The following is a 19828-nucleotide window of genomic DNA, read 5'->3' on the forward strand; positions in this document are numbered from 1 at the left end:
CCGGTTCAGGCCGCTTCGGATGCAGATGCGGCGGCGATGACCGCCGGCGTTGTAAGGTCGGTACCGCTGAGTTCGCGCACGATCCTCCCGCGCGAAAACACCAGGGCACGATGGCAGATGTGAGCGATTTCCTCGAAATCCGTGGAGACGACGAGAACGGCAAGGCCGGCCTCGACGGCTTCGGCGATCAGCCGATAGATGTCGGCCTTAGCGCCGACATCGACGCCGGCAGTCGGATCCTCGGCGATGAGCAATTTGCGGCCCGTCGTCAGCCATCGTCCCACAACGACCTTCTGCTGATTGCCGCCGGATAGCGCCTCGATGGCAAGGCTCTGATCGTTGGGCCGGAGACCGACACGGCTCCCAAGCGAATAAGCAGCTTCTGCTTCGCGGCGTGGAGACAGGAACGAAAACAGGCTTCGTCCGGAGGCACCCGGATTGAGGAAAGTGTTTTCGCGCAGGCTGAGCGACATGGCGACGGACTCTTCCGTCCGATCCCTGGCGATCAACCCGATACCTGAAGCCATCGCGGCGACGGTGCTGGAAAGGTCAGGTGCCGCCCCATTCAAGCGAACGCTGCCCTGCGATGGCTCGCAACCAAACAGCGCGCGTCCGATCAGTTCCTGGCCGGCACCGCGCAGGCCGACGAGACCAAGCAATTCGCCCTGTCGAATCTCGAAGGATACAGGTCCTGCGCCGCGGCAGGAAAGCTCCTTGACCGAAACGATCGCAGGCCCAGCGCTTCTTTCTGCCTTGACGAACAGCTGGTCCGCCTTGCGCCCGACGATCATGCGGATGAGTTCATCCGGTGTCGTCTCGGAAATTGGCTTCTGGCCGACCAGCTGACCGTCACGCAAGACGGCAACGCGGTCGGCGATACGGAATATCTCGTCGAGGCGATGCGAGACGTAGATCATCGCCACGCCGCGCTCTTTTAGCGGGCGGATGGCGGCAAAAAGCTTCTCGACCTCATCGGCTGGCAGGCTGGCGGTGGGTTCATCAAGCACCAACACATCCGCTTCGACGGCCAGCGCGCGGGCGATGGCGACCAGCGACTTTTCCGTGCGGGTCAGCTCCTGGACGCGGGTCGACGGATCGAAATCGCAGCCGACGAGCTTCAGTGCCTCGGCGGTACGCCGCTCCGTGGCGCGCCAGTCGATCAATTTACCGCGCAAGGAATAGCCCTGCGCAAGGCCGACATTCTCGCCCACCGTCATCCATTCAATCAGCCCGAGATCCTGATGGATGAAGGCGACCGGCTGGCGCTGGTTGGGTTGTGGCGGGCGATGATGATAGGGCTTGCCGCGAAACAGGATCTGCCCGCCATCCGGCTTGTAGATGCCGGCCAATGTCTTGATGAGCGTCGATTTGCCCGCGCCATTCTCTCCGAGAAGCGCGAGAATTTCGCCTCGCCGCAGGTCGAGAGATACGTTCGACAGCGCGCGCGTTCCGCCAAATTCCTTGGTGATATCGGAAAATTCGAGCAGCTTTTCGTCGTCCATCCCGCTCCTCCCAAAGCTTCGATGAGAGGAGGCTATGTTATCGATAACATTCCGTCAAGAGGCTCAAGGGCACCTGAGGAATGCCGGGGCGCTTGGCGCCAGCATGTGCCAAAATTGACGTATTAACCGAAGGATTGGTTTAGGTGTAAAATATACTCCCGTAGGTCGGATCATATTATGAAATAATATAAGTATAAGCAAAATGTATATAGCGATGATATGCTTATATATCCATATGGTTGCAATTGTAATATTTATTGTTTGGCGAATTGATTTTGCTTATTATCCGAGGTTATTTCGGGCGATAATGTGAGCGATGATTTAATTTCAGGAATATAATTGAAGCCTGAAAGATGATCCGCTGATGCGGCACATGAGAGGATTATTTGACCTACGCGACGCTCTCCGTGTTCAAAGTCGATCAGGCCGATGCCGAGGAGATGACGGCGCATTATGCGAGAACTCTGTTTCCCGCCATTGTCGAGCCTCTCAATGACCGCGGCAAGATTTCGGTGGCGGATCGTCACTACACGATAGGTTCCTGCAGCATCTGGCGTGGCAAATGTCATTCCGGCATGAGCGTCGAATTGTCCGGCGGCCCCGATGCCTACGGCCTTTATCTGCCCACCGCGGGCAAGATGCTGATCGACACGGAGGGGCGGCAGCTGGAGTCGCTGCCGGGCAGGGGCCTGCTGGCCGATATGTCATCCTTTGAACATCTGACATTGTTCGAACAGCGCGGCCATATGGGCATCGCATTCGAAAAGCCGGCTATGGTCCGGCAGCTCAGCGAATTGCTTGACGCACCGGTTCGAGAGGATCTGAAATTTACCGGCCCGGTCGATCTGATGTCGGGGCGAGGGATGCAGATCGCAGCGCTTGCAAACCTCATCTGGCAGGATCTCGCGGCAGGCGGCGCGGAACGATCCTCGGCCGCGTTCATCGAAAGCCTCCTGCAGACGATGATGATCGCTTTGCTTGAAACCGTCCCCCACAACTATTCGGCACAATTGCTGCGACCGGCGTCACCGGCCATCCCGAGGCAGTTGAAACGCGCAATGGAATATATGCACGCCAATGCCGGTGCAGACATCAGGATGGCCGATATTGCTCGGCAAACCGGAACAAGCGTGCGGTCCTTGCAGGCGGCGTTTCAGCAGTTCAAGAACACAACGCCTCTTGGCTATTTGCGGAACATACGACTGCAGGGTGCGCGCAAAACCTTGATGGATTCGGACCATTCGCGGTTGGTTGCCGACGTCGCGCGCGATTGGGGATTTTCTCACATGGGCCGCTTCGCAGCGCTTTACCATCAATCCTTCGGCGAGATGCCGTCCGAGACCGTCAGGCAATCTCGGCGTGGGAATGAATAATGTGGTGATCGTTTTGCGCGAGGAAGCAAGGACCCGTAAAAGTGGAAGATTTCGACGAAAAAATTGTTACTCGTGCCTTGTAGAAGTAGCGTCGGCGGAAGCAGGGCGACACGCTCGAATTGCAATAAGGTTTGCGCGTTTTCTTTCTGTGTTGCCTATCGCTGCGGCCGTCCATGATTCGCATTGGCGCTGATATTTCGGTGCAGGACAGCCTCCCAAACGCTGTCGAAGAAGCAGCGTTTTGACCCGCGCGGCCGCAATCGGTTGCCATTTGGACACAATGGTAAACAACCGAACTGTCACAATTCATTATTTATTAGCTCCGCATATTGCCTCCCGCCTTATGGTTGATATTTCTCCTTGGCTTCTAACATCCGAAGGAGATTCCGGAATGCGGAAATGGGCGGCGATTTTACCCTTGGTTGTCCTCAGCGCCTGTGCAGGGCCGTCTGATGGGCCAAGCGCCCTCAATATTCGCAATGCAAGGATGCCCGATACGCAGCGGAAGATTCCAGTCGTGCCGCTCTCCGAAGCTCCGATGGGTGCGCAGACTGTTGCGCCGTCCTATTCGCCCACTGATCAGGGGCTTATGAGCCTGCGCTCTGGCGGCTTCTCGGATGCCCGTCTGCGTCCGGGCGACGTATTCGACGTAACGGTGCTGGATACCGGCGAGGATGGATTGCTGTCCGCCACGCAGAGCAAATCGCTTAATCTCGGCCGCTTCACCGTGGATTCCCGCGGTTTCGTCACCATGCCCTATGTCGGCAAACAGCGCGTCATCGATTCGACCCCGGAAGGGTTGCAGTCGAAGATCGTCACGGCCCTCAAAGGCTCCTCGGTCAACCCTCAGGCCGTCGTGACGGTCGTCGACAAGCCGTCCAGCGCCGTAACGGTCGATGGCAAGGTTCGTTCTGCCGGCCGTTTCCCGCTGACGGCGCGCGGAGAGCGCGTGCTTGACGTCCTCGCCCTTGCCGGCGGTGCATCTTCCGCACCGGCCAACACGACCGTGACGCTGACCCGAGGATCGCAAAGGGCGAGCGCGCCGCTGGATCGCATCCTTCAGGATAGCAAGCAGAACGTGCGCCTACTGCCGGGCGATCAGCTATTCGTCAATGGCACGTCGCAGACCTTCACGGCACTTGGCGCCTTCAAGAGCGTCGGCGAGTTCCCGCTGGAACCCGGCCAGACCACCTTGGCGCAGGCGCTTGCCCGCGCTGGCGGCATGCTTGATGACCGCGCGGACTCCCGCAACTTTTATCTTTTCCGGAACCAGAAGATCTATTCGCAGGTTGCATCCAGCCAAGCCAAGAGTGCCGGTGCGCCGACTGTCGTTTCGGTCAAGCCGGTCATCTACAGCGTCAACCTTAAGCAAGTCTCGAATTTCGTGCTGATGCAGCAGTTCAAGATGCAGGATGGTGACACGATTTTCGCCAGCAATGCCGACACGGTCGATTTTGCCAAGCTGCTGACCGTCTATCAGAAGAGCGTGCCGACGGCTGCTGCCCCGCTGCCGGGCAGTTCATCGTCGAACTGATAGGGGTTCGACCTAGTCTGTCTCTATCAAAGCAAGGGCCGCCATTGCGTTTGGCGGCCTCCGGGAAGGAGTGGGGTCTGCCAGATGCCGGGCGGCTGCCCTTATCGCGGCGATCGATTGCCCGGTCTCGTCGCAATGTTCCAGAAGCAGGTTCATGACGCGTCCGGCTGAAAAGAGGTCGGCGCTGAATTGCATGGCGACATTGCTTGAAACTTCTGGCGCGGTGAAGCCTGGCGTCACCGCCTTGGCGATATCGAGATCGCTGTATCGGCCTCCACATTCGACCGCCGTGCCGAAATCGGCGATCTTGAGCCGATTGAGATCACCATTTCCAAGCAGAAGATTGGCCGGCGAAATATCTCCATGGACGTAACCGGCGTGATGGATCGCACTCAGTCCGACGAGCATGGATTTCGCCGCCGCCCTGATATCCGCCGCCGACGGAGAACCTTCGGCCAATCGTTGCGACAAGGATGGCCCGACCCATTCCATGATGAACGCCGGCCGTCCATCGGGCAGACGGATGGCGCACTGAGCAGAGGCAAGGTCGCTACCGCGAAGCGTCATGCCAATGCTTGCCTCACGCAGCAGCAGAGCTTTGGCGATCGCCTCGCTTGATCGATCCGTCGGGATAGTTTTCATAGCATGGAGCGTGCCGAGATCGCGATGGCGCAATCGGCTGATTTCCGTCCGTTCGGTGTTGTGCGTAATAGCCTCGACGAGAAAGGTATTTGCGATGAAAGCCGGCTCACTATCGGGCAAGGAAGGCAGGCGCCGGTCCAATGCATCGCGCAATCGATCGATCAGCAGATCGCGCATCTCCTTCGGCCGTTCGACATCGCCATCATGGGTTAGAAGATGCTGTAGCTCAGCAAAGCTGGCCGCAATCCTTTTCAGGCCCTGGTCGCTTGCATCCCCACTCATGTCGCGCCGATGACGATTGCGCTGACATTCTCGCGGCAATTGGCGATGAGCGCTTCTTGAATCAGCGCCGCGGCGGCTTGTTCCAGCGGGGTCTCGATCAGGATTTCGGCGATGACGCGATCGGTAAGCGTGCGCGAAAGCGGACCGCTTGCAAGCAGGAGCCGGTCGCCGCTTTGAAGCTGGTCGCCAACGGCTTCCGAGACGAATTGATCCTTCAGCCCCAGAGCTCGGCCAAGTGTTCGCCGCAACCCTATGTCGATGTGGTCATGGGTCAACAGCCGCATCATCCCATCGCGCAGCAGATAGCAGCGTGCATCTCCCGCCCATATCGCCGTAAACTCGCCATCCAGCAATGTTGCGGTCACGACGCTGGCGATAGGAGGCTCACGTTCGGCGGTAGCAGCCTTGGCGCGCAGGATCGCATGGGCATGGCTGAGCTTGCTCTTGATATCCTGTACCAGCAGCGGCAGCGCTTCACGTTGCGGAATGCCGGCGAGGATTCCCGTTGTGATCCGCGCCGCCTCGATGGCGCCGATGCCATCGCCGACGCCATCCGCAATAGCGTAGACATGCGGTGCTGCACTCACAAGGAGTGCATCGGCATTCAGTGAGAGACGTGTTCCGGCATGGCTGGCATGGCTGTGTGCTATCGCGAAATCTGGCCGTGCTGCCTTCGTCCTTTGTTGTGGTTCGATCGGAATAGGGGCGGCCGAGTGTGCGGCTGGTTCGGCAGTCTCAGCTACTTTGCGAACGTCTGTCGTGATGAGCCTGACGAAATCCTGTGCCGCGGGGGCAGTCACCGTGCGAAACCCCTTGCCGTGACGGGTGCCGGGATTGATGCGCCACCAGAGAGACGCGGGTGGCGGGGCATTGCCAACGGTCTCGAGCTGTGTCGTGGTCGATCGCTTGTCGATGAATGGCGCGCGAAGCCGCTTGATGCCCTCGACGAAACGTTGCATCTCGAAATCGGCTTTGTCAGAGGTCTCCGCCAGAGCTTCGGCAGCGGTAAACCAGCTATCGTCTTCGCACAGATCACGCAGCTGTCCGGAAAAGCGCTGCAATTGAGCGGCGATAATCAAAGGAAAACTTCGGCCGACGCGGTCACGGCTCGGCAGAAGAACGCCTGCGACAGCAGAAGGCGCCCAGACGCCCTTGCCGACGACGAAGCGCCAGGCACTCGTTGCATGAAACAGCCGGCGCCAATCCGATCCCAATGCTGCTTCGAGTGCGATCAGGCCATTGTGAACCCATTGATCGATTTCGCTCTGGAGACGCGAGCCGAGGGCTGAGGAAACGAAATCTCCGTGCGTCGGCAACTTTCCGAAAAAGCCGATCGTGTCGACTTGCATCGGCGATTGAGTGCGGGCGAGCGGTTCGTTCATCGGCGGACCGTCAGAATTGCGCCGGGCAGCTGAAATCGGACAATGCCTGCAGCCGGAAGGGATTGAGCACCGAACCGAACTGCACGTCGAATTCGGCTTCTCGGCCTTGGTCTTCAAATCTCGCCCGGAAGAGATCGGGAGCCTGAACCGTCACCTCGGCGGCATCGAACAAGCGGAAAGGCGACCAGTCTCCGCTTTGGGCTATAGCCGGCTGGAAGTCTCCGGGAAAGAACCTGACTTCGGATTGGCTGTCCGTGGTGGCTGCCGGCCAGGCGATGGATTTCGGCACTGCTCGGCTGCGATTATAGAAAACACGCTCGCCCGCGATGGCTATCATTACGGCATTGGCCGAATCCGATAGCGTTACGGGCTTAACATTGATCGATATCGCCGGCTTCTCACTGCCGGCCGGAAAGAAAGCGTGCTCGATCTTGCTGGCATTTTCAAACTGGGCGATAGCTTGACTGGGAATGCTGTCACCGCCGAACGTGCCTCGCCAGCCCCACGGTTGGGCGCTCGTGTCCACAAATGCGTCAAGCCGGTTTTTGAAGAAAGACTGAAACAGACCTTGCGGTCCGAACAATCGGACGAAATCCGCCATGGCGATATCCTGGCTGGATTTTCGGTCGAACGGGTAGCGACCGGTAACGATGCGAGCGCAGAGATCCGCACCCTCAGCAGCCCAAAGATCGTTGATGCGGGCGCGGGCTGTCTTGACCGCCAGCGAGCCTATATCGGCAGCAACCGCCACCATCCATGCATCGGCGGGCGCCGGCAGCCCGCGGGCTTGCTGTAGCAAATCCTGATTGGCATTGGCGAGCTGGCCACCGGCGTCGAAGACGCGCGCCACTTCTGCCGTCGAGTTCGCTGCGCGTGACAACTGGCCATAGATATTCTGGAGGATCGGCTGGAGACTCTGAATCTGGGAGCGCGGCTTGTCGCTGCCATTGGCGTTACCATCCTGGGACGTCGGTTGCGCATTGGCGGCATTCGCCTCGAGCGCGGCCCGCAACGGACCGTAAGGATCGGGCGCGCTGAACGCGCCTGTGGTGGCGGCAGTCAGTGCTGCATCCGGAATATCGTCAAGCGCGGCAATTTCGGCACCTGCCACAGGGCGCAGGTCGGTGGCGGCTGCTATGGATTTCAGCGCCATCTCCACGGGGCTTGGATTGGCCGCCAGGATGCGCGCCGTCTCGGTGGCATCGGCAAGATTGCTCGACGGGCGTACCTGAAGGTCGGCCAGCAACGAAGACCATTGCTGCTGGAATGCGTCGAAATAAAGCTGCAGCGTCGCCTGGGAAATCGCGTCAGCGGTCATTCCCGAAGGAGCCGCACCGCTGTCGCCGCGAACCCATTGCTCCTTGAGCGCTTCCGAGGCTGCGGTCGTGACCATCGGCAGCACCACGTCACGATAGCCCTTACCCGTGAAAATTCCTGGAATGCCCTCCCGCAGCGTTGCCTTGGATTTGCGCTGGAAAATCTGGGCTCCGAGCGGCCCGAATGCGTCCATGGGAAGCCAGGCATCAAGCTGGCGGGCCTGCCGGGAATGGATGAGGATATCATAGGCTCGGGCTGCAAGACTTTGCGAGTGAATCGTCTCCCGTGCCTTGGCAATCAAAGCATTGTCCAGCTCGATCTGCGGCAGACCGCCTGCAGCCATCGCCTCGACATGTCCCAGGAGTGCCTTGCGTGCAGCCGATCGCCCTTCCTCACGATAAAGCGCTGCAAACATGTCTTCCGATTGCTGAGAGACGAAATCCTTGTCGATCGGTCCCATTCCACCGAGCATGCCGTACAGTTTCAAGGCATCGAAAGTCTTCTGGACATTCGATGTCTGCTTGAGCTCATTTTGAAGTGCGACGAGCATGCGAGGCAGAAGAAGCGCGTTCAAGGCGCGCTGATAGGCTCCGCGCTGGCGGCTGGCGATCTTATCCCCTTGGTCGAGGCCGAAACTCGTCGGCCAGACGCGCGCCTCGTCGAAGCCGCTGGTGACTGCGCGCAGATTATCGAGCGCCGGCAGGATCCGCAGGAAATCCGCATCGGTCACCTCGCGAACCTGAATGCCGCTTGCCAGCTTCTCGTAGTTGTCGATCCGCCGTTCGGCTGCAGCGATCGCGCGCGAGTTCTGAAAATAGGTTGCCGTCCAGCCGGTGAAGACGATCGCCAGCGCGATAGCGGCTGCGCCATAAGCAATCCGCCTGATCATGGCTTGCCTGCCGGACAGGCGCCTGTCACGGGCAACCAGCGACGCTTCGCCGAAGATCACCTCCTTGAACAGACGCGACAGGAAATAGCTGCGCCGGGTGCGCGGAGTATCCGTCTCACGGCTCTGTGTGCCGGAGGCGAAATAGACGCCGCGAACGAGGGGGGATTCGATGAGGTTGGAAGATGCGCAGAGCTCGGTCAACAACTCCTGCAGACGCTCTCCCAAGGAGGCAAGCTCTGCCGGGAAACGGAAAATGCGGCCGCGAACCTCAACATTCGGCTCCTGCTGCAGGCGTTCGATCAGCATGGCATCGACCCGCTGTTGCAACAGCGCGAACTCTTCCATGAAACGCTCAGGCAGATTCTCGCCCTTATAGCTTTCGTCGAGATTAAAGGTCGTGCCCCAGACCTGCTCACGGTCGGTTTTGGCAAGACCATCGAAGAACTCGACAAAGCCGGTCAAGAGATCGGCCTTCGTCAGGACGACATAGACGGGCACGCGCGCATGCAGGAACTCGTCGAGCTCCGACAGACGTTTGCGAATGGAGCGCACTTCTTCGAGCTGTATTTCGTGATCGCGGCCGAGAAGGTCGCCGATCGAGAGGGTGACGAGCGCGCCGTTGATCGGTTGCGAGCGGCGGTATTTGCGCAAGAGCCCGAGAAAGCCTTCCCATCCCGCCTTGGATGCACCGTTCAAATCGTCCTGCGTGGTGTATCGGCCGGCGGTGTCGATCAGGATCGCCTCGTCGGCAAACCACCAATTGCAGTTGCGGGTGCCGCCAGCGCCCTGCACGGAATTGCTTCCCATCGCATCGCCGAGCGGGAACTTCAGCCCCGAATTAGTCAGCGCCGTCGTCTTTCCCGATCCAGGTGCACCGAAGATGACGTACCAGGGCAGCTCGTAGATATAGCCGAAACGCTTCTTGCTGATACGGCGCAGAAGCAGCAGGGCTTCCTTCAGGCGGCTATGAATTTCGCCCACTTCCGCCTGTTGGCTGGCGGCATCGTCGGCAATGCCGTCCACCAGCGCCTTGTCGCGCCTGCGGGCGCGCAGCGTTGTTACCACCAGATAGATCAGCCAGCCGGCAATGATAATGCCGATCGCGATCATCCGTGCGGTGGCGCTCGCCAGCGGCTTGAAGCTGCCATAGCCGGCCATATAGCCATAGAACCAGATAACGACGCAGATCGCCGCAACCCAGATCAGTGATATGAAGCGCTGGCCGAGGAGGCCGGCATAGGCCGAAACGTAGGAGCGAAGCGTATAAAACGCGCCAAGCGGATTCATCGGGCTCCTCCCGTCGTCGCAGATGTCGCCGGTGCATTCGCACTTGGCGTTTGCGGCGTTGCTTGCGGATTAAGGGCGGCATCGCCGAGGCGTTGTGTCGGATCGGTCAGCACCAGGATCTCCGTCCGGCGGTTAGCCTCGCGTCCTTCCGCCGTGTCGTTGCTTGCGAGCGGATCGCTGTCGGCGCGCCCCTCGGTGAGGATGGCATCTTTGCCGGTATAGGCTGCAAGGATATCGCCGACGGCGCGGGCCCGGGCCTCGGAAAGGTGCCAGTTCGACGGGAACTGAGCTGTGCGGATCGGCACATTATCGGTATAACCGACGACGACTGCGCGGAATTTTTCCGAAGCCAACGCTCCGCCGATACGCTGGAGGAGATCGCGGAATTTATCGCTGACTTCGGCGCTGCCCGTGTCGAACAGGCCGGAATTGTTGATGCGCACCAGCAGCCTGCCATTGGAATTCGATAGCGTGACCAGCTTGCGGTCGACTTCCGGCTGCAGGAAGGCGAGCAGATTGTCCAGCGGCGTCGGTTGCGCCTTGACCGGAGGCGGTGTCTCCGGCTGCTTCCTCACAGGCGGCGGCGTTTGTGCGACTTCTTTCGGCTTGGGCGCGTCGATCAGAACGCTCGGCATATCGCGCGGCGGCAGATTGGCCAGGCGCTCGAATGTTGCGTCGGAGGCGTTGTTGAGCGACAGCGTGAAGAACATGTAGCCGAGCGCAAACAGAAGCGCGAGGACGGAAAGGATCGTCCAAAGCGCAACAGCGGTGCGCAACGGCTTATGGCGCGCCGAAATGCCGCGCCAATGCGGCGACAGCTCGCGCTCGAAGACGCCATATTGACCGAGCAAAGTCTTGTAGAGACTGTCACGGATGCGCCCGAGTTCCAGCGATCCGCGCGGCGAAACGCGCGTGCGGCCTTCGAAGGCGAGCGACAGGCAGAGATAGATGAGAAGCAGCAGGTCCTTGTTGGTACCCGGGCTCTGCTGGAAATGGTCGAGCAGATCAAAAACCCGATCGCCGCCGGTCACGTCCATGTGGAAAGTCGAAACCAGGCCGGATCGCGCCCAGCCGGCGCGCACGCCCCAGGGCTTGCTCAAAACGACATCGTCGATCGTCGCACAGATGACATAGTGCGCCGCGCGCGCCCGTTCCGGGCTGATGCGCGCGCTTGCAAGATCGCGCTCGTAACGTCCGACCGCGTCGATCGTCACGCGCCTGAGTTCGGCAATGTCGGGCTGTTCTTCGGCGTTGCGCAGGCTGTGAGCGAGATTGAGCAATGGTGCGGCCGAGCGCACGATGGTCGGAACATCATCACCGCCGAAACGAAAGCCGCGGATCAACGCATCGACGGACCAGCCGCCGGCTGCATTGCCCGATTTGTCGTTTGGCTGCTTATCCAGCTCTTCATCGAGAATATCGGCCATCTTGCGGGCGGCTTCGTTCTTGCGCGCGCCGTCCTCGGTCAGCTCGATGATCGTCGGCAGCTCGTGCCAGGGTGTTGAGCGCGTTGTGTTCATTCTCTGAGAGCCCACAGTTCCATCTCAAGGCCAGGGAAGTCGCCCGCAAGATGCAGCGCGATCGCACCGGAGGTATCAAGCTGTTTCCAAAGCGGATTCTTCGTATCGAGTTCGAAGTAGATCGTGCCGGACCGGTACGGCAACTGCCGCGGCAATACGGGAAGCGGCCGGACGGGAATGCCGGGCAGCGCGACATTGACGAGCTCGGCAATCCGCTCCACAGGTCCGATCTTGATCTGCGCGGGCAGCTTGCGTCGCACATCCTCGGCCGACATCTCGGCGCGAACCGCAAGCACGAAGCCGGCATCCTTGAGCAACGAGCGGTCGTTAATGGTCCCGACGCGCACGTCGTGACGGCGTTCGATGAGTTCGATTGCAACCGCTGCCTGCTCGAGCACTGCGGAAAGAGACGCGCGCAGATCGTTGAAAACAGCTGCAAATGTCGCTTTCAGATCATCATGGCGATAGGGCGGAAAGTCGCTGGCGCGCTTGCGGTCAGTGGTGAAAGTGGCAAGCTCGCCTGCGAGCTGGATGCATTCCTCATAAAAGCTTATCGGATGCATGCGCGAAGCATTTGCCGCAATGTGGCGCAGCATGGGGTCGGCGCGATTGAGGATATGCAGCAGAAAATAATCGCCCACTTCCGCAGTGCCGCGTACCGTGGGATCGCCGATGCGTTCGGCGATCGCCTCGGCCCGGTGGCGGACGATGCCGAGCAATTCGGTGATGAGTTCGTTCAGCCGCGCTTCGGCCGCACAATTCAGCGAAGGGGCGATGTAGTCCGGATCGAGAATGACCGCCCGGTCGGAGCGAACCTCGATGATGCGGGCAAGGCCGATAAGATCATAGCCGGCGAGTTCGTCACCGGTCTTGAGGTAACGCAGGCTCAGGCGGCCAACATCGATCGGTGCCATGAAGTCGGTCTCCAGATTGGCATCCGGTGCCTCGTATTGCGAGGCGGTGATGCGCACGCTGTTGCGCACGGCGCTGCCGTTCATGGCGACATCGGCTCTGCCAGGCTGACGGCTGGGCAGGGCCAGATAGACGATAGCGTTCTTCGTTGAATCGTCGAGTTCCAAAGGGGGCGGTAGATCCGCATCAACAGGCGCCTCGAATGGCGTGCCGTCGGGCAGGATGCCGCGCAGGTTCGACAAAGCAAACTGGCCGATCGCGAGCGCGCTGCGATCAATGCCGATTTCTGCAATACCCCAGGGGTAAGGCGCAAGCCCTCGCGCGGTCGTGCGAACCAGTCGTTCCGTCCAGCGGTCGGCCTGCTGAAAATGCTGCACGCGAAGGAACATGCCCTCGCTCCAAGCCACGCGATTTTCGTTCTTCATCGGGTGTTGCCCGTCCTCTCTGCCAAACTGGTGGTATCGTCTTCGTCGCGGCCATCGGCGGAAGCGCTGAACGCCTCGGCCAGCAGATCACGGACTGAAATGCTTTTGCCGCCCCTTTCGAACTGCGCGCGGTAGGCCTTCCAGTAATCCCCGTCGCCACGCCAAAGCGCCTTGCGTCGGGAAGCATCGACATGCGTCTCGACCATACGAGGCTCGAACATCCGGTTCGCCTCGCGAACAAGGTTTTCAAGGCCGGCGTTAAGCGTGGATTGCCTCGAAATGAGCGATCGAAGACGATCGGCAAGTTGCTCCGTCCGTTCGCGACTGAACAGCGAAGCGGATGAGTGAGTCCTGTTGTCTTCAATTCCGAAGATGGACACTTCGTCGTCGAGCGTCTGCTCCAGCGTCGAGACGAGCGCTTCAAGCTGTCGCAATGGGTCGAATTGCAGCGCAAAACTCGTATCGTCCGCGCCTTGATCCGCATCATCGGCGACACGCATATCGTTGGCCGGGATGATCGCTTTGGCAGTCTCGGCGGCCTCCGATCCGGAACTGCGGGCAACGGCCACGGAAACATGTGTCGCTGCGCCGTGTTCCAGCTGGCTGCCCAGCTCGAATTCTGAGTTCCAATCGTCCGGAAGTACCGGCTTGATGCCGTTGACATCGGGCGGGCCATTCCAGCCGACATCGACGTTCCTGCTTGGCGACTTGCGCTTTTTTGACGATTGCGGCAGCGCTCCAATCCAGTCGTTGCCGCTGCGCTGGCCGAGCACGCCAGTTGCGGCGCTGCCGCCGGGCGCGATGTCGGCCAGGATGGACGAGATCGTCATGGTTTCATCGCTGAGACGGAGGTCGTCTGCCGGATCCTCGATATCGCGGTCGGCTTCCCCGGTGATGACGACGTTGAAGGCGATATTGCCGAATGCGATCCTGGATTTATCCGCAAGCCTTGCCGTCTCGCCTTCCAGAATGGTAACGCCATCCACGCGGGTCCCGTTGGCGCTCTGGTCGCGCAGGAGGAAGCCGGCACGATCGCGTTCGATCACGCAGTGAACCTTCGAGATCGACCGCTGTTGATCGGTAACCTGCCAGTCGCAATCCGGCGACCGCCCAAGCGTGCGCTTGCCACGCTCGAAGAACCATCCTTTGCTGGAACCTTCTCCAGTTGTTTGCCGCAATTCAAGCCGCATGGAGGTCTCCCCGGCCGGATTGTCCCTGCGCCTTGCGTGGCTCTGCGACGATGGCATCGCCGCTGTCGCGATCGGCCACGGCAACGCGTGCCCAGCTGTTCCATCCAAGCCTCGGCGGATCACCGCTTTCGCCGAGCCGGCAGAAGGGGATATGCTCCTTCTTCAGAACCACTTGAATGTCGAACTCGAGCGAGGGATCGACATAAAGCCGCGTCAGGGCAAACAGCGCATCGATATTGGCGCTGTCCGGGGACAGAGATCGGTAATCCTCATAGTCGACAGGCCCGACAACGACACGGAAGCTGCCGCCGAAATCATGGATTGCTGTACCCGCCATTGAGTTGATGCCGAGCTGTACGCCATGTGGCGGCCCCATGCGGCTGCGCTCGCTTTCGGGAATGGTAAGCCATCTGCCCTTGAACAATTCGATCGCGACCGGCAGCCCGCTGAACTCCTGCAGCATGGCCTGCAGGTTGACCGCATTGCGGGTCCGTGCCGCAAAGAAACCGGAAAATCTGAGGACCAGCTCGTCGTCGGGGCGAACCTTTTCCTTCAGCCGCGCCGTGCCGAAGCCCGCCAGCGAGAACAGCGTCTTGATGAAGGCATTGCCGTTCCTGTCCGGGCTCCATCGCAGCCGCCGGGCAAGGCGATATTTCTCGCTTGCATCGACGAAGAGCTCGGCGAGGCGGCTTGTGAAGAGATCGAAGAAGCTCGAGAGGCCATGAGCCCGATTGCGCTGTTCGCGGATGACCAGCTCGTTGTAACTTGGGGGCATTGCGCCAAGCGGGCCGAGCAAGCCAGCCATGCTGGCCTTGACCGATCCTGTCGCGCCCTTCCTCTTGAAATCGCTGACGGCAAGCGGAACCGGCGAAACGCCGACGGGTGAGGACACTGTCAAATGATCGCCAGCTGCGTGCTGGGCAACGCGAAACGCCGTCGACGGCTCGAAGCGGCCGGGGTCGCGTTCGAGCAGCGCAGCAAGCATTTCGCTATCACTTGGCCGGAACTGGTCCATCGCTTGCGATCACCTCTTCGTCACAACAAGGGCCGTTCAGCGGCGCGGGCCGGCCAGACAGCTATTGGTTTCGATTGCCCCTTCATCGAGATGGAAAGGCGGGTGAAACTATTGATCGAGGTGTAAAGCCCGAAGAACCGGTCGAGGACACCGCCGAAGAGATAAGCCGAGGGCCTGTCGATGGCGGCCGGATCGAATTCCAGCCGGATATCTGTGCCCGTCACCATCCCGCCGCTGCCAAGCCGCGTCATCGAGCTTTTGGCTTCGACCCGAACGAGAGCGTCGGCAAGCAGCCTGGTTTCGCGGCTGTCTCTGAAGGCATAGAGCGCCAGAATATCCTTCAGCGCGGCACCATCATTGTCGAAGATGGAAAGATGATTGAGCTGGAGATGCGACATGAGCCGCCAGTTGCGTCCTTGCTGCTCATTCATCCGCACCGACGGCGTAGGCGCCATCAAGGCTTCGACCGACCCAACAGCTTCGCTGCCAGAGGCCAGCTGCAGATAGGGGTGACCGCCGCCAAAAGGCAGTTGCTCCGGCAGTTCGCGGTTGAGGCACAGCGCGTCGATGCTGGCGATCTTGTCGAGGGGACCGCTTGCCCGGCGGGCACGGTCTACGAAGGTGATTTCCATATCCGAGGTATGGTCGTCGGCATCGAAACGGCGCGTGCACTGCCAGAAAAGCGATGAAGCTCCGCCTTTCAGGCTGCGGCCGAAGAAGGGTTGGCACTGTTCCTCCTCCCCGGTGCGCGCGGATACGACCACTTTCTCGATCGCATAGATCTCACGCGTCTTCTGCCGCCTGGCGTCCGGTAGCACGCGATATTCCGTGCGTGTGCCGTCGAGCGCAATCGGTTCGCAGTTTTGGCGAAACAGGTTGACGATCGGAGTGGCGTTCAAGACGAAATCACGGGCGGAAATGGCGCGCTCTAGCTTGGCGCTGGTTTCATCGAGATAGAGGAAGATTTCCAGCGTTTCGCCGCGCCAGGCCTTCAGGCCGGCGATGTCGACGAAGAGGAATTTCTGCGGCAAGGCAAAGAATTCCGTCAGCAGACGATAGCCGGTAAAGCTCGAGCTTGGATAGGGCAGGATCGCTTCATCCGGCTCGAAACCGACAGCCTGCAATGCCTTGGCCGGCAGCATGATCGGGGCACGATCGTCGGCGTGGTGGGCAAGAGCGACGCCGAGCGTGTGATTGACGATAAGCTCGTGGATGGCGACGGCCTGCTGCCAGGACGAACCGATATGAAGCCGCAGCCTGTCGAGGCCGATCTCGCTGAGAGGCTTGTTGGCATCCCGCGCCCGGATCGACAGGCGCAGACAACCGGCAGCACCTGTATAAGGAGACGGCGGCGCGCTGATCGGGTGGCCGGTCAGCGAAGCCGAGACGATCTCGATCGGCGCGACCTGCGTATCCTGTGTCGTACGGAAGCGGCAGCTTTCGCCGCCGATCGGCTCTGCGAAGATTTCGGTGTGACGCGGCACGGTTTGAACGGATGCCAATGTGCTGCTTGGTGTGAAGCGCACGATGCTCATCGAGGGCAGCGGCGCCAGATAATGCGGATAGAGCGTTTCCAGCAGCCCGTCCGTCAATTCCGGAAACTCGTCGTCGAGCTTCTGGCGCACGCGGGCCGCCGAATAGGCAAAGCTCTGGATGAGGCGCTCGACATGCGGATCGTCCGCGACCTCGCCGGTAACGCGCAGACGGCCGGCAATTTTTGGGAAGGCATCGGCAAAACGCGCGGCACGCCGGCGGATCGCGGCCAGTTCGTCATTATACCGCTGCAGGAAGCCATCAGCCATTATTGGCCTCCACCAGGAAGCGCTGCGTCGAGGGATCGATCGTCGATTCAAAACTGATCGGCGGCATTCCCTCATGCACGCGGAATGTCGCGTGGATGCGTAGCCTCAGCGCTCGCTCGCCGCTCCCGCGGCTTCGGAGAATGCTTACCTGCACGTCGGAAAGCCGTGTTTCGAACAGCGCGATGCGTCGCTCGATCAAACGAGCGAGACGGCTCTTGGCTTCATCGGTGACGAGGTTTGCCGAGACCATGCCATCGACGCCGAAGGACACCAGCGCATCACCCAGTTCATCGTAGATCGCGGGCGGTGCGGTCGGGCGGCGGCGCGTGTTGAGCAGAGCCTCAAGGTCGCGGCGAATGCATTCGCGCAGTTCGCGCAGCTGTTCGGCCGGTGTCAGCGGCGGATCCTGGAGGCGATCGGGATCCTCGTCGATCAGTCGATCGATAATCGACCTCGCGACGATCCTTTCCCGCGGCCTATAGCGCTCCAACGGATCAGCCATGGGCGGCACGCCTCGTCTCGGCAGAGGTTGGAGCGACTTCGAGCGACTTCAGATCGTGGAAGGAAACCAGATCGTCGCCTGCCAGGAAACATTTCTGGCCGCGGCCCGTCGTAATGCCTGCCGCCTCGTCGACCCATTCGGTCTCGCGGCCAAGCAGCAGCTTGGCGCCTGTCGTGCCGTGATAGATTGCAGGCAGGAGCACGGGGGCGCTTGCACCGTCCACGAGTTCGAGCTCTGCCCTGCGGAAGGCGAGATCGCGGGGGCGGGCGATCGGTTCGATACGGAGGGCCGCAATCCTGGAAAAGTCGATCCACAGATAGGAACCGCCGGTCATGATGACTTCGAGAGCATGCGGAATGCGATCATCAAGATCGCGAAGGTCCGAAACGAGCTTGCCATTCCACCGCATCGACCGTTCGCCTCTGATCTCCTCCAGGGATTGCAATGCCGCGGCCGCATCCGAAGCATGGTCGCGGTGGGCGATCGCTACCTTCAGTGCCGCTTGGTCGAGGGCTGTCGGTCCATTCGGGAAGTCCGGAGCGGCCGCCGCGTCAAACCAGGCCGAACGCGCCGCCATCGCGCGCAGCTGATTGCGCAGCATGGCGAAGCCCATCATATCTTCCGGCGCGAATGTCGTCGCAAGGTTGCACTGCGCGTCGGCGCGAGCGTAGTCGCCGGCGAGGATCAAGAGATCGATCAGGATATGCCTGCCGTCCTTATCCGTCGGCGCTGCTTTGACATGTGCCTTCGCCTGTTCGATCGCATCATCGAGGGCGTTTTCGCTGAGAGCTTCGGCGATCTTGGCGGAGAGCGTCATGCGGACATCCTTTGCGGTGCGTCGGCGGAGCGGGAGAACGCGTAGGTCGCATTCGCGGTCTCCGCGATGAGGTGAAAACTTGTCGAGACGTCGTCGAGCTGAAAATGCGGCTGCAGCCGCACCGTGCAGGCGAACATGCCGGGCTTGCCGGGAATTTCATCGACGCTGATGCCAGCCGAACGCAGCGGGAAACGCGTGCGCAGCGACAGGTCGGCGTCGTCATTGCCGAGCGTATAGGTCGACAGCCAGTCATTCAATTTGCGTTCGATCGATGTTCTATCGGCCAATTTGCCGATGTCATCGCGCATGATGACCTTGAGGTAGTGCGAGAAGCGCGAGGCGCAGAGCACATACTGCAGCATCGCCGCGATGCGGGCATTCTGCCGGGCGTGCTCGCTCGAATAATGGGGCGGAGCATGCAGCGACTGATTGGAATTGAAGATCGCCGAGGAAGAGAGGTAGGTGGTCGCTACGGGCACGATACCGAGTTCACAGAGCTGCTGCTCTTGCCCGCTGGTCAGCCGTATCTCGACGGGAGCCTGCTGCGACAACCCGTTGCTTTCGATGCCGAGATCATAGGGCGCAAGTTCCTCCGTGCTCAGCATGCCGCCATCGATCGCATCCTGCGTCACGCCGCGAATATCGGCGAACCAGCCGGATTCGATGAAATTGCGGATGACGATCATCGCGAAGGCGAAGGCGCCATTGCCCCAAAGCAGGGTGCTGCCGTCGGCAGCGATGCTTTCGCGGAACGGGAACCGATCGTCGCGCCCACGGGAAAACGCCTCATAGGGCGCACGCATCAGGATACGCGGGGCGACCAGGCCCAAAAACCGGGAATCCTCTCGGGCGCGGAGCCCGTTCCAGCGGATGCGGGTGGGATCGTAGGCGAGCCAGGAAAAATCCTGGACGCGATTGAGCTCGTCAAAATCCTGCAGACCGATTGCCTGCGGAGCGGCGGCGGCTACGAACGGGCAGAAGGCGGCTGCCGCCGCCATGCCAATCTGAGTGAGCGCCCCGATCGTATCGCCGCCGGCCGGACCCTGTGGCGAAAGCTCGTAGTCTCCGATCAGCAGACCGAAGGGCTCTCCACCGGGCATGCCGAACTCGCGGCTGTAGATCAGCTCGAAGAGATGGCTCTGGTCGAAATCCGTCGTCCGCTCGAGATGCCGCGTCAATTGCGCCCAGCTGACGCTGAGGATCTTGACTTTCACTTCTTCCGATCGGCCGGTGTGGCGCATAAGCATGGCAAGCCCGCGCCACCGCGATTCCATTGCCTGGAACTCGGGGTGGTGCAGGATGGCATTGACCTGCCTGTTGAGCGCATCGTCGATCATGGCGATCACGCGATGCACCTGACGCGGCCAGGCTGCTCTCGGTTCCGTCGTTGTCGCGGTCATGGCGCTGACTAAAGGTGCGCGGCGAGGAGATCGCCGC

14 protein-coding genes are annotated in these 19828 nt (G+C 60.6%); 2 read left to right on the plus strand and 12 right to left on the minus strand.

All coding sequences use genetic code 11. The features are described from left to right. Positions 1 to 5 precede the first annotated feature (5 nt). Complete coding sequence (locus tag PH562_RS20035; RefSeq protein ID WP_285175191.1) at positions 6 to 1502, minus strand: sugar ABC transporter ATP-binding protein; 1497 nt, start codon at positions 1500 to 1502, stop codon at positions 6 to 8. A 386-nt stretch (positions 1503 to 1888) separates the two neighbouring features. On the opposite strand from PH562_RS20035, the gene PH562_RS20040 reads away from it, so the two are divergent. Together PH562_RS20040 and PH562_RS20045 are read left to right on the plus strand one after the other, a co-directional pair. Then, positions 1889 to 2875, plus strand: coding sequence for an AraC family transcriptional regulator (locus tag PH562_RS20040; RefSeq protein ID WP_285175196.1), 987 nt, complete (start codon positions 1889 to 1891; stop codon positions 2873 to 2875). Positions 2876 to 3266: 391 nt separating this feature from the next. After that, on the plus strand, positions 3267 to 4409 hold the full coding sequence (locus PH562_RS20045) for a polysaccharide biosynthesis/export family protein (RefSeq protein ID WP_350223779.1): 1143 nt from the start codon (positions 3267 to 3269) through the stop codon (positions 4407 to 4409). A gap of 12 nt (positions 4410 to 4421) precedes the next feature. On the opposite strand, the gene PH562_RS20050 is transcribed toward PH562_RS20045, so the two are convergent. The 11 genes from PH562_RS20050 to tssC are packed head-to-tail and all read right to left on the minus strand — an operon-like array spanning position 4422 to position 19791. After that, entirely contained in the window at positions 4422 to 5333 is a 912-nt protein-coding gene (locus tag PH562_RS20050) for a protein kinase domain-containing protein (protein ID WP_285175199.1), read from the minus strand. Beyond that, complete coding sequence (tagF, locus tag PH562_RS20055; protein WP_285175201.1) at positions 5330 to 6715, minus strand: type VI secretion system-associated protein TagF; 1386 nt, start codon at positions 6713 to 6715, stop codon at positions 5330 to 5332. Before tagF ends, PH562_RS20050 begins: the two co-directional genes overlap by 4 nt. A 10-nt stretch (positions 6716 to 6725) precedes the next feature. After that, entirely contained in the window at positions 6726 to 10208 is a 3483-nt protein-coding gene (gene tssM / locus PH562_RS20060; RefSeq protein WP_285175203.1) for a type VI secretion system membrane subunit TssM, read from the minus strand. After that, positions 10205 to 11728 (minus strand): type VI secretion system protein TssL, long form, encoded by a 1524-nt coding sequence (gene tssL / locus PH562_RS20065; RefSeq protein WP_285175205.1) that lies wholly within the window; start codon positions 11726 to 11728, stop codon positions 10205 to 10207. Before tssL ends, tssM begins: the two co-directional genes overlap by 4 nt. Continuing rightward, positions 11725 to 13065 carry a type VI secretion system baseplate subunit TssK gene (gene tssK, locus PH562_RS20070; RefSeq protein ID WP_285175207.1) on the minus strand — a complete coding sequence of 447 codons (1341 nt, stop codon included), beginning with the start codon at positions 13063 to 13065 and terminating at the stop codon, positions 11725 to 11727. The genes tssL and tssK overlap by 4 nt, the downstream gene beginning before the upstream one ends. Next, on the minus strand, positions 13062 to 14255 hold the full coding sequence (locus tag PH562_RS20075; protein ID WP_285175208.1) for an FHA domain-containing protein: 1194 nt from the start codon (positions 14253 to 14255) through the stop codon (positions 13062 to 13064). The genes tssK and PH562_RS20075 overlap by 4 nt, the downstream gene beginning before the upstream one ends. Next, complete coding sequence (gene tssG, locus PH562_RS20080) at positions 14245 to 15270, minus strand: type VI secretion system baseplate subunit TssG (protein ID WP_285175211.1); 1026 nt, start codon at positions 15268 to 15270, stop codon at positions 14245 to 14247. Before tssG ends, PH562_RS20075 begins: the two co-directional genes overlap by 11 nt. A gap of 20 nt (positions 15271 to 15290) precedes the next feature. Then, positions 15291 to 17072 carry a type VI secretion system baseplate subunit TssF gene (gene tssF / locus PH562_RS20085; RefSeq protein WP_285175214.1) on the minus strand — a complete coding sequence of 594 codons (1782 nt, stop codon included), beginning with the start codon at positions 17070 to 17072 and terminating at the stop codon, positions 15291 to 15293. Next, on the minus strand, positions 17065 to 17574 hold the full coding sequence (tssE, locus tag PH562_RS20090; RefSeq protein ID WP_285175216.1) for a type VI secretion system baseplate subunit TssE: 510 nt from the start codon (positions 17572 to 17574) through the stop codon (positions 17065 to 17067). The genes tssF and tssE overlap by 8 nt, the downstream gene beginning before the upstream one ends. Continuing rightward, complete coding sequence (locus tag PH562_RS20095) at positions 17567 to 18391, minus strand: type VI secretion system accessory protein TagJ (protein ID WP_285175218.1); 825 nt, start codon at positions 18389 to 18391, stop codon at positions 17567 to 17569. Before PH562_RS20095 ends, tssE begins: the two co-directional genes overlap by 8 nt. Continuing rightward, positions 18388 to 19791 (minus strand): type VI secretion system contractile sheath large subunit, encoded by a 1404-nt coding sequence (tssC, locus tag PH562_RS20100; protein ID WP_285175220.1) that lies wholly within the window; start codon positions 19789 to 19791, stop codon positions 18388 to 18390. The genes PH562_RS20095 and tssC overlap by 4 nt, the downstream gene beginning before the upstream one ends. Positions 19792 to 19828 lie beyond the last annotated feature (37 nt).

Source organism: Rhizobium centroccidentale, from assembly GCF_030182565.1.
GTDB lineage: Bacteria > Pseudomonadota > Alphaproteobacteria > Rhizobiales > Rhizobiaceae > Rhizobium.